The sequence below is a fragment of the Pseudomonas sp. NPDC087598 genome, from assembly GCF_044743525.1.
GTDB lineage: Bacteria > Pseudomonadota > Gammaproteobacteria > Pseudomonadales > Pseudomonadaceae > Aquipseudomonas.
The window spans coordinates 76,591-87,509 of sequence record NZ_JBIUWQ010000011.1 but is presented as its reverse complement, the minus strand read 5'-3'; the positions used below and the strand labels follow the sequence as shown (position 1 = coordinate 87,509).

General features: G+C 59.6%; 10 protein-coding genes. 5 read left to right on the top strand and 5 right to left on the bottom strand.

The window, feature by feature from the left end:
- Positions 1–837 (top strand): sulfate adenylyltransferase subunit CysD (cysD, locus tag ACIOWE_RS08865; RefSeq protein WP_401389977.1); only part of this gene is annotated, 837 nt, incomplete at its 5' end.
- Between the two features lie 9 nt (positions 838–846).
- Complete coding sequence (gene cysN / locus ACIOWE_RS08860) at positions 847–2,745, top strand: sulfate adenylyltransferase subunit CysN (protein ID WP_401389974.1); 1,899 nt, start codon at positions 847–849, stop codon at positions 2,743–2,745.
- A gap of 197 nt (positions 2,746–2,942) precedes the next feature.
- Here cysN and ACIOWE_RS08855 read toward each other — a convergent pair whose 3' ends face one another.
- From ACIOWE_RS08855 to ACIOWE_RS08845, 3 genes are read right to left on the bottom strand one after another with little or no spacing between them, the layout of a single operon-like run.
- On the bottom strand, positions 2,943–3,848 hold the full coding sequence (locus tag ACIOWE_RS08855; RefSeq protein WP_401389971.1) for an acyltransferase: 906 nt from the start codon (positions 3,846–3,848) through the stop codon (positions 2,943–2,945).
- Complete coding sequence (gene pta / locus ACIOWE_RS08850) at positions 3,849–5,948, bottom strand: phosphate acetyltransferase (protein ID WP_401389968.1); 2,100 nt, start codon at positions 5,946–5,948, stop codon at positions 3,849–3,851. It lies immediately after the preceding gene.
- Positions 5,949–6,008: 60 nt separating this feature from the next.
- Positions 6,009–6,335, bottom strand: coding sequence for a DUF3565 domain-containing protein (locus ACIOWE_RS08845; RefSeq protein WP_401389965.1), 327 nt, complete (start codon positions 6,333–6,335; stop codon positions 6,009–6,011).
- On the opposite strand from ACIOWE_RS08845, the gene ACIOWE_RS08840 reads away from it, so the two are divergent.
- From ACIOWE_RS08840 to ACIOWE_RS08830, 3 genes are all read left to right on the top strand, one after another.
- The gene (locus tag ACIOWE_RS08840) at positions 6,304–6,789 is read left to right on the top strand and encodes a peptidylprolyl isomerase (protein WP_166217709.1); all 486 of its coding nucleotides are present in this window, start codon (positions 6,304–6,306) and stop codon (positions 6,787–6,789) included. The two genes, ACIOWE_RS08845 and ACIOWE_RS08840, sit on opposite strands and share 32 nt — an antisense overlap.
- Before the next feature lie 123 nt (positions 6,790–6,912).
- Positions 6,913–7,395, top strand: a complete 483-nt coding sequence (locus tag ACIOWE_RS08835) for a glutathione peroxidase (protein ID WP_401389962.1) — start codon at positions 6,913–6,915, stop codon at positions 7,393–7,395.
- A gap of 166 nt (positions 7,396–7,561) precedes the next feature.
- Positions 7,562–8,665 carry an NADH:flavin oxidoreductase gene (locus tag ACIOWE_RS08830; RefSeq protein WP_401389959.1) on the top strand — a complete coding sequence of 368 codons (1,104 nt, stop codon included), beginning with the start codon at positions 7,562–7,564 and terminating at the stop codon, positions 8,663–8,665.
- Between the two features lie 135 nt (positions 8,666–8,800).
- Here ACIOWE_RS08830 and ACIOWE_RS08825 read toward each other — a convergent pair whose 3' ends face one another.
- Together ACIOWE_RS08825 and cysZ are read right to left on the bottom strand one after the other, a co-directional pair.
- Positions 8,801–10,000, bottom strand: coding sequence for a glycosyltransferase family 4 protein (locus tag ACIOWE_RS08825; RefSeq protein WP_401389956.1), 1,200 nt, complete (start codon positions 9,998–10,000; stop codon positions 8,801–8,803).
- Positions 10,001–10,054: 54 nt separating this feature from the next.
- Positions 10,055–10,807, bottom strand: a complete 753-nt coding sequence (gene cysZ, locus ACIOWE_RS08820; protein WP_401389953.1) for a sulfate transporter CysZ — start codon at positions 10,805–10,807, stop codon at positions 10,055–10,057.
- Between the last annotated feature and the right edge of the window lie 112 nt (positions 10,808–10,919).

Sequence of the window (10,919 nt, the reverse complement as noted above, 5' to 3'; positions counted from 1 at the left end):
AACCCGGTGATGCTGTACTCCATCGGTAAAGACTCCGCCGTGATGCTGCACCTGGCACGCAAGGCGTTCGTCCCGGGCAAACTGCCGTTTCCGGTGATGCACGTCGACACCCGGTGGAAATTCCAGGAGATGTACAAGTTCCGCGACAAGATGGTCGAAGAGCTGGGCCTGGACCTCATCACTCACATCAACCCGGACGGCGTGGCGCAGAACATCAACCCGTTCACCCACGGCAGTGCCAAGCACACCGACATCATGAAAACCGAAGGCCTCAAGCAGGCACTCGACAAGCATGGTTTCGACGCCGCTTTCGGCGGCGCCCGTCGCGATGAAGAGAAGTCCCGCGCCAAAGAGCGCGTGTACTCGTTCCGCGACAGCAAGCACCGCTGGGACCCGAAAAATCAGCGTCCAGAGCTGTGGAACGTCTACAACGGCAAGGTCAACAAGGGCGAATCCATTCGTGTGTTCCCGTTGTCGAACTGGACCGAGCTGGACATCTGGCAGTACATCTACCTCGAAGGCATCCCGATTGTGCCGCTGTACTTCGCCGCCGAACGCGAAGTGATCGAGAAGAACGGCACGCTGATCATGATCGACGACGAGCGCATCCTCGAGCACCTGTCCGACGAAGACAAAGCGCGCATCGTCAAAAAGAAAGTGCGTTTCCGTACCCTTGGCTGCTACCCGTTGACGGGCGCCGTGGAGTCCGAAGCCGAGACGCTGACGGACATCATCCAGGAAATGCTCCTGACGCGAACTTCCGAGCGCCAGGGCCGAGTCATCGACCACGATGGCGCAGGCTCGATGGAAGATAAAAAACGTCAAGGCTATTTCTAAGGGGTTGTCATGTCGCATGTTTCTGATTTGATCAGCGAGGACATCCTCGCTTACCTGGGCCAGCACGAACGTAAAGAGCTGCTGCGCTTTTTGACTTGCGGTAACGTCGATGACGGCAAGAGCACCCAGATCGGGCGCCTGCTGCACGACTCGAAAATGATCTACGAAGATCACCTCGAAGCCATTACCCGCGACTCGAAGAAAGTCGGCACCACCGGTGACGACATCGACCTGGCATTGCTGGTTGACGGCTTGCAGGCCGAGCGCGAGCAGGGCATCACCATCGATGTCGCCTACCGCTATTTCTCTACTGCCAAACGCAAATTCATCATCGCCGACACCCCCGGCCATGAGCAGTACACCCGCAACATGGCCACTGGTGCGTCCACCTGTGACCTGGCGATCATTCTGGTCGACGCCCGTTACGGCGTGCAGACCCAGACCCGTCGCCACAGCTTCATCGCGTCCCTGCTGGGGATCAAACACATCGTTGTCGCCATCAACAAGATGGACTTGAAGGACTTCGATGAGGGCGTGTTCGAGTCGATCAAGGCCGACTACCTGAAGTTTGCCGAAGGCTTGAAGATGAAGCCGACCAGCATGCACTTTGTGCCGATGTCTGCCCTGAAGGGCGACAACGTGGTGAACAAGTCCGAGCGCTCGCCTTGGTACAAAGGCCAGTCGCTGATGGAAATTCTCGAGACCGTGGAAGTCGCGGGCGATCGCAACTTCACCGATCTGCGTTTCCCGGTGCAGTACGTCAACCGTCCCAACCTGAACTTCCGCGGTTTCGCTGGCACCCTCGCCAGTGGCATCGTCAAGAAAGGCGACGAAGTGGTTGTGCTGCCGTCGGGCAAGAGCAGCCGCGTGAAATCCATTGTCACCTTCGAAGGTGAGCTGGAACACGCAGGTCCTGGTCAGGCTGTCACGCTGACCATGGAAGACGAAATCGACATCTCCCGCGGCGATCTGTTGGTACATGCCGACAACGTCCCGCCGGTCACCGACAGCTTCGAAGCGATGCTGGTGTGGATGGCTGAAGAGCCGATGCTGCCGGGCAAAAAATACGACATCAAACGCGCCACCAGTTACGTGCCGGGCTCGATCGCCAGCATCGTCAACAAGGTCGACGTGAACACCCTTGAAGAAGGCCCGGCGAGCGCGTTGCAGCTCAACGAAATCGGCAAGGTGAAGATCGCGCTCGACGCGCCGATCGCCCTCGACGGTTACGAAAGCAACCGCACCACCGGCGCGTTCATCATCATCGACCGTTTGACCAACGGCACTGTCGGCGCCGGCATGATCGTCGCGCAGCCAGTGGCTCACGGCACGGCCTCGCACCACGGCAAACTGGCCCACGTTGCCACCGAAGAGCGCGCTCAGCGTTTCGGCCAGCAACCGGCCACCGTGCTGTTTAGCGGTTTGTCGGGCGCGGGCAAAAGCACCTTGGCTTATGCCGTCGAGCGCAAGCTGTTCGACATGGGCCGTGCGGTGTTTGTGCTGGATGGCCAGAATCTGCGTCACGATCTCAACAAAGGTCTGCCGCAGGATCGTGCCGGTCGCACCGAGAACTGGCGTCGTGCCGCGCACGTTGCACGTCAGTTCAACGAAGCGGGTCTGCTGACCCTGGCCGCGTTCGTTGCGCCGAGTGCCGAAGGGCGCGAGCAGGCCAAGGACCTGATCGGCAAGGATCGTCTGTTGACGGTCTATGTGCAGGCTTCGCCGAGCGTGTGCGCCGAGCGTGATCCGCAAGGTCTGTATGCGGCGGGTGGCGACAATATCCCGGGCGAATCCTTCCCGTACGATGTGCCGCTGAACGCTGATCTGGTGATCGACACGCAGACACTGAGTCTGGAAGAAAGCGTCAAGCAAGTGCTGGATCTGCTGCGTAAGCGTGGTGCGATCTAAGCGATAAAGCAGTGACAAGCTTCTAGTTTCAAGCTGCAAGAAAAAGCCCGCCGATGAGCAATCATCGGCGGGCTTTTTATTTCGGGCCAACTCGGTCAAAACTGTAGGAGTGAGCCTGCTCGCGAAAGCGTTATCTCATTCAACATCTTTGCAAGCTGATCCACCGCTTTCGCGAGCAGGCTCGCTCCCACAGGGGGTTAGTGTTTGGCTGGGTATTCGCGGTGCATCTGTTCGAGCAACGCATCCTTGTCCAGCCACAGCTGATTGATCCAGCCCTGAAACTGCAGGCGATATTCGCCGTCCTGATCGTAGTTCTTGCCAATGAACTGCTGCGGGATCTTCAGTTCTTCAAAGTGCACCACGACATCTCGAACATTGCCGCAGAGCAAATCCCAGAATCCCGGACGTCCACCCGGATAGTGGATGGTCACGTTGACGATGGACTCGAGTTGCTCGCCCATCGCATCCAGCACAAATGCGATGCCGCCAGCCTTGGCCTTGAGCAGGTATTTGAACGGTGATTGCTGCTGGGCATGTTTGCCTTCGGTGAAGCGCGTGCCTTCGACGAAGTTGAAGATCCCCACCGGATTATCACGAAACTTCGCGCAGGTCTTGCGGGTGGTTTCGAGGTCTTTGCCTTTCTTCTCCGGGTGTTTTTCCAGGTACGCCTTGGAGTAGCGCTTCATGAATGGAAAACCCAGCGCCCACCACGCCAGACCAATCACCGGCACCCAGATCAATTCCTGTTTGAGGAAGAATTTCAGCGGCTGGATTTTCCGGTTGAGCACGTATTGCAGCACCAGAATGTCGACCCAGCTCTGATGGTTGCTGGTGATCAGGTACGAGTGCTGGTAGTCCAGGCCCTGCAGGCCGCTGATGTGCCAGCGCGTGCGCCGCACCAGGTTCATCCAGCCTTTGTTGTTGCTGATCCACGCCTCATGGGTATGGCTCATCAACCAGAGTGAGGCACGCCGGGCGAAGTCGAACGGCAGCACTTTGATCAGCGCCACGCAGAACAGAAACGAGCACAGCAGAATCGTGTTGATTGCCAACAGCAGCGAGGCGATCACGCCGCGCAACGGTGCAGGTAGAAAATCCAGCATTTACACATCCATAGGTCGGTTGGCGGCTTGAATCGCGGTGAGGGCGATGGTGTAGACGATGTCGTCGACTTGCGCGCCGCGCGGCAAATCGTTCACCGGTTTGCGCAAGCCTTGCAGCATCGGCCCGAGGCTGACGCAATCGGCGCTGCGTTGCACGGCTTTGTGCGTGGTGTTGCCTGTGTTCAGATCCGGGAAGACAAACACCGTGGCGCGCCCGGCGACCTGACTGTTCGGCGCCAGTTGCCGGGCAACGTCCGCGTTGGCGGCAGCATCGTATTGCAACGGGCCGTCGATCAGCAGCGAGTGCTGTTGCTCATGGGCGAGCAGGGTGGCTTCGCGGACTTTCTCGACTTCTTCGCCACTGGCCGATTCGCCGCTGGAGTAACTGATCATCGCCACACGCGGGGTGATGCCGAACGCCGCAGCCGAGTCGGCGCTTTGCAGAGCAATCTCGGCCAGTTCCGTTGCGCTTGGATGAGGGTTCATCACGCAGTCGCCATACACCAGCACTTCTTCCGGAAACAGCATGAAGAACACCGACGAGACCAACGTGCAGCCCGGTGCGGTTTTGATCAGTTGCAGGGCCGGGCGGATGGTGTTGGCGGTGGTGTTGATCACGCCGGAAACGAGCCCGTCGACCTCATCCAGCGCGAGCATCATGGTGCCGATCACCACGGTGTCTTCCAGTTGCTGTTCTGCCATCGGCGCATTGAGGCTTTTGCTTTTGCGCAGGGCCACCATCGGTTCGACGTAGCGTTCGCGAATCAGGTCCGGATCGAGAATCTCCAACCCTGGCGGCAGCACGATGCCTTGGGCGCGGGCTACGGCTTCGACGTCTTCGGGTTTGGCCAGCAACACGCAACGGGCAATCCCGCGCTCCTGGCAGATCGCCGCGGCTTGCACGGTGAACGGCTCGCTGCCTTCGGGCAGGACGATGCGCTTGTTGGCAGCCTGGGCGCGCTGGATCAGTTGATAGCGGAACACGGCAGGCGACAGGCGCATTTCCCGTGGCGTGCCGCAGCGCTGGTGCAGCCAGTTGGCATCGAGGTGACTGGCGACGAAGTCGGTGATGATCTCCGCACGCTCGCGGTCGTCGATCGGGATTTCCTTGTTCAGGCCGTTGAGCAGGTTGGCGGTGTCGTAGGAGCCGGTGCTCACCGACAGCACCGGCAAACCGGCCTGCAACGCGCCACGGCACAGATCCATGATGCGCGGATCGGGCAGGGTGTCGCTGGTCAGCAACAGACCGGCCAGCGGCACGCCGTTGATCGCCGCGAGGCTGACGGCGAGGATGATGTCGTCGCGATCGCCCGGGGTCACCACCAGCACGCCGGGCTTGAGCAGCTCGACGGTGTTGCGCATGGTCCGTGCGCAAATGATGATTTTGGTCATCCGGCGGGTTTCGTAGTCGCCGGCGTTGAGCACTTGCGCGCCCATCAGGTCGGCGACGTCACGGGTGCGCGGCGCATTCAATTCAGGCTGATACGGGATGCAGCCGAGCAGGCGGAAATCACCGCTGCGCAGCAATGGCGAATGCTCCTTGAGGCGTGCGGCGAAGGCATCCATGCTTTCCTCGGTCTTGACCTTGTTGAGGATCACGCCGAGGACTTTCGGATCTTTCGGGCCACCGAACAATTGCGCCTGCAATTCGACGCGGCCGGAGAGTTCGGCAAGCACTTCGTTTTCCGGCGCCGAGACCAGAATCACCTCGGCATCGAGGCTTTTGGCCAAATGCAGATTGACCCGTGCGGCATAACTGGCGCTGCGGGTCGGCACCATGCCTTCGACCACCAACACGTCTTTGCCGACGGCGGCCTGCTGATACAGGGTGATGATTTCTTCGAGCAGCTCATCAAGCTGACCGTCGCCGAGCATCCGCTCGACATGGGCCAGGCCCAACGGTTGCGGGGGTTTCAAACCGTGGGTACGGGCCACCAGTTCGGTCGAGCGTTCGGGGCCGGTGTCACCCGGGTGCGGCTGGGCGATGGGTTTGAAGAAGCCGACTTTCAAGCCGGCGCGCTCCAATGTACGCACCAGCCCGAGGCTGATGGAGGTCAGACCCACGCCAAAATCGGTGGGCGCGATAAAAAAAGTTTGCATGCGAATTCTCTAAGGGTGCATGGCAATGGTGGCGATCTATACGTGACCGCCGACCGAAATTCAGTCGCCAAGGTTATCGCTAACCGAGCCTTGAACGCACCAACCGCAGGCAAAGGGTTGGCCTATTTTTTCAATACGTTGCGCCGGGTCGAGCACCCAGGCTCGCGATTGCCACGGCGGCTGATGACGCAAGTGTTGGCTATGGCCGCAGGAAAGCTCGGCCACCCAGTGACCTTCCTCGTCCTGATGAAAGCCGATAATGGTCGAATCCCGTTTGTCCGGGTTGTGTTCGCTTTCGCGCGATTGCTTCGCTAAACTTGGCCTTTCTATATTCTTATGCAAAAGGTCTCGCCCCATGCTGATCGCCGCCAATAAGGCTGTCTCCATCGACTATACCCTCACCAACGACGCTGGTGAGGTCATCGACAGCTCCGCCGGCGGCGCTCCGCTGGTTTACCTGCAAGGCGCAGGCAACATCATCCCGGGTCTGGAAAAAGCCCTGGAAGGTAAAGCTGTTGGTGATGAGCTGGAAGTTTCCGTTGAACCGGAAGACGCTTACGGCGAATACGCCGCTGAACTGGTCAGCACCCTGAGCCGCAGCATGTTCGAAGGCGTTGACGAGCTGGAAGTCGGCATGCAGTTCCACGCTTCGGCGCCGGACGGCCAGATGCAGATCGTCACCATTCGTGACCTGGACGGCGACGATGTCACTGTCGACGGCAACCACCCACTGGCCGGTCAGCGTCTGAACTTCAAAGTGAAGATCGTTGCCATCCGTGACGCCAGCCAGGAAGAAATCGCTCATGGTCACGTCCATGGCGAAGGTGGCCATCACCACTGATTTCTGCGCTAAGCTTTCGAGAACTGGAGAGGCGCCTGCGGGCGCCTTTTTAGTCCGCGGCTGTCCTTGGTGGTCTCGCCAAGTGGCTGTTTCGAGTAGAACACGGGAATCCTGGAGTCCGTCATGAGTGCTTTTCACGACCTTAAGTTGACAGCCCTGGATGGTCAGGAGCTACCGCTGGCGCCTTTCAAAGGCCACGTCGTGCTGGTGGTCAACGTCGCCTCCAAATGCGGCTTGACCCCACAGTATGCGGCGCTGGAAAACCTCTATCAGCAGTTCAAAGGTAAAGGTTTCAGTGTGCTGGGCCTGCCGTGCAACCAGTTTGCCGGTCAGGAACCGGGCACCGAGCAGGAAATTCAGGAATTCTGCAGCCTCAACTATGGCGTGACGTTTCCGTTGTCGAGCAAGCTCGAAGTCAACGGGCACGATCGTCATCAGCTGTACCGTTTGCTGGCGGGCGAGGGCGCGGAATTCCCCGGTGACATCACCTGGAATTTCGAGAAGTTCCTGCTCGGCAAGGACGGCCGGGTGCTGGCCCGGTTCTCGCCGCGCACGGCGCCGGATGATCCGACGGTGATTGCCGCGATCGAGAAAGCGCTGGGTTAAACCGCCAAGATCAAAAGATCGCAGCCTTCGGCAGCTCCTACAATGGACTGTCGGTGCTGCGATCTTTTGTTTCTGATCCTTAATCACCGAAATCAATAATGCTGTTCAAACGCTTCGGGTCTCCATATTATCGCCGTCATAAAGTCATTCCTTGTGGAGCCTTCCAATGCCGGTTCAAGCCTTGTTCAAGCCGTTTCATCTCGGTGCCCTCGAACTGCCGACCCGCGTGGTCATGGCGCCCATGACCCGCTCGTTTTCCCCGGGCGGCGTGCCCAATTCCAAAGTCATTGAATACTACCGTCGTCGTGCTGCGGCTGGTGTCGGCCTGATCATCACCGAAGGCACCACCGTCGGTCACATTGCCTCCAACGGCTATCCGAACGTGCCGCAATTCTTTGGTGACGCGCCATTGGCCGGCTGGAAAAAAGTCGTTGATGCCGTGCACGCCGAAGGTGGCAAGATCGTTCCGCAACTGTGGCACGTCGGCAGTGTGCGGCGTATCGGCACCGAGCCGGACGCCAGCGTGCCGGGTTATGGCCCGTCAGAAAAACTCAAGGATGGCCAGGTCGTGGTGCACGGCATGAGCAAACAGGACATCCAGGACGTCATCGGCGCTTTTGCCCAAGCGGCGAAAGATGCCCAGAGCATCGGCATGGACGGCGTGGAGATCCACGGCGCCCACGGTTACCTGATCGACCAGTTTTTCTGGGAAGGCAGCAACCAGCGCACTGACGAATACGGCGGCAGCCTGGCCAACCGTTCGCGTTTTGCCATCGAACTGATTCAAGCCGTGCGGGCGGCGGTCGGCGAAGGTTTCCCGATCATCTTCCGCTTCTCGCAGTGGAAGCAGCAGGATTACACCGCGCGTCTGGTGCAGACCCCAGAGGCTTTGGGCGAATTCCTCAAGCCGTTGTCCGAGGCTGGTGTGGACATTTTTCACTGCTCGACTCGACGTTTCTGGGAGCCGGAGTTCGACGGTTCCGAACTGAACCTGGCCGGCTGGACGCGCAAACTCACCGGCAAACCGACCATCACTGTTGGTAGCGTGGGGCTGGACGGTGAGTTCCTGCAGTTCATGGTCAACACTGACAAGGTTGCGCAGCCGGCCAGTCTGGAAAACTTGCTGGAGCGCCTGAACAAAGAGGAATTCGATCTGGTGGCGGTGGGGCGTGCGCTGCTGGTCGACCCGGACTGGGCGCTGAAAGTGCGTGAAGGGCGTGAGCAGGACATTCTGCCGTTCAGCCGTGAGGCGTTGATGACGCTGGTTTAAACGGCGCCATTTCTAGCCCCTTCGCGAGCAGGCTCGCTCCCACAGGTTTCTCTGATGCTCACAATATCCGTGTTCACTGGAGATCCTTTGTGGGAGCGAGCCTGCTCGCGAAGGCGGCTCAAAATCAGCGAAGGCCTAAGGTAATGTCTGCGCATTCGGCACAACCTGCTCCCCGACGCACGCCCCGCGCAAGTGACTCTCAAACTGCTCAATGATCGTCGCCCACCCTTGGCGACTCGCATGCTGGCGCGCATTCAGGCGTACGCAGCGCAACGTCTCATCCTCCTCCAGCAACCACGCCGCCGCGTCGCAAAACGCTTCTTCATCGCCCGGCATCGCCAGCACGCCGTTGTAGCCATGGCGAATATGCTGCGCCGCCGCAGCCTGATCGTAAGCCACCACACCCAGCCCTGAGGCCAGCGCCTCCAGCACCACATTGCCGAAGGTTTCGGTCAGGCTCGGGAACAGAAAAACATCACCCGACGCATAGTGCGTCGCCAGTGCTTCACCGCGTTGCGAACCACAGAAAATCGCCTCGGGCAGATCCCGTTCCAGTGCGACACGTTGCGGCCCGTCGCCGACCACGATCAGCTTCAGATTGCGCTGTGGATAAGTGCTGCGCAGCTTTTCAAAGCAGCGCTTGAGCAAACCGAGATTTTTCTCTGGCGCGAGCCGTCCTACATGAATCACCGCAATGTCCCGCTCGCCCAGTCCCCATTGCTCACGTAAGCCGTTCAGCCGTTTCGCCGGATGAAACAACTGACTGTCCACACCTCGCGACAACAACGCCAAACGCTCGAAATGCCGCCGCTCCAGTTCCAGACGCTGACTGACGCTCGGCACCAGTGTCAGCGCCGAACGGTTGTGAAACCAGCGCAGGTAGTGGGTCAGCATCCGGGTCAGCAGACCGAGCCCGTACTGGTTGGTGTACTGCTGAAAGTTGGTGTGAAAACCGCTGACCACCGAGATCCCCAGTCTCCGCGCCGCGCGCAATGCCGACAAACCGAGTGGGCCTTCAGTGGCGATGTACAGCACATCCGGGCGCTGACGTTTCCAGCGCCGCAACAGTTTGTGCATCGACGACTGACCCCATTGCAAACCGGGGTAACCCGGCAATGGCCAGCCTCGGCACAGCAGCAGTGCATCATCCTCACTGCGTTGCGGATCATCGGCCTGACGCGGGCGCACCAGTTCGACCCGATGCCCGCGCGCGCGCAGTCCATCGCACAAGCGGCCAAGGGTGTTAGCCACGCCGTTGATTTCCGGTGGGAAGGTTTCGCTGATCAGAGTGATGTGTAGAGCTGTCGTCATGACCTCAGTGTCGACTGAGGCCATGTCGTACTTGTGACGTCCGGATGATGGATTTGTGACGGGCTGTTTTTTACCGGCTCAGCGCTGCGTCACCAAATTCTCGGCACCGCGCTCACGCACCCAGAACAGCGTCGCCCCGGCCACGGCGGCCGGCATCATCAGGATGTTGACCACCGGAATCAGCAGCGCCAGGTAGACGATGCCGCCAAAACTCATGCTCTGCCAACGCTTCTGGCGCAGCCACGCGAGCATCTCGTTCCAGCCTAGCTTGTGGTTGTCCGCCGGGTAGTCGATGTACTGGATGGCCATCATCCACACACCGAACAACAGCCACAGCGGCGCGGCGATGATGTTTACCACCGGGATAAACGAGAGGATGAACAGGCCGATGGCCCTCGGCAGGAAGTAGCCGAGTTTGCGCATTTCCCGGGCGAGGGTGCGCGGGATCATCGCGATCAGTTCGCCCCAGCTGAATGCCGGGAAATCATCGGTGCCACGCACCACCACTTCGACTTTTTCCGCGAGGAAACCGTTGAACGGCGCGGCGATGATGTTGGCCAGCATGGTGAAGCTGAAAAACACCATCAACGCCACCAAAACTACGAACAAGGGCCAGAGGATGTAGCTGAGGAAACTCAGCCAGTCGGGCAGCGACGGCATCAGCGTGTCGACCCACAGGCTGAACTGGTGGCCGGCCAGATAGATCAATCCGACGAACAGCACCAGATTGATGGCCAGCGGCAACAACACGAACAGTCGCAGGCCGGGGCTGAGGACCAGTTTGAGGCCTTCGCGCAGGTATTGCGGGCCGGACAGAACAGGGGCGGGCATAAGGTGCTCCGAGCAAGGGAAAACGCGCCGACCTTACCGACTTTGCAACAGCTGCGAAAGCACGGCAGAGCGATCGACATTCACTGTAACAAAGACGTCCATCTCGTCAGTG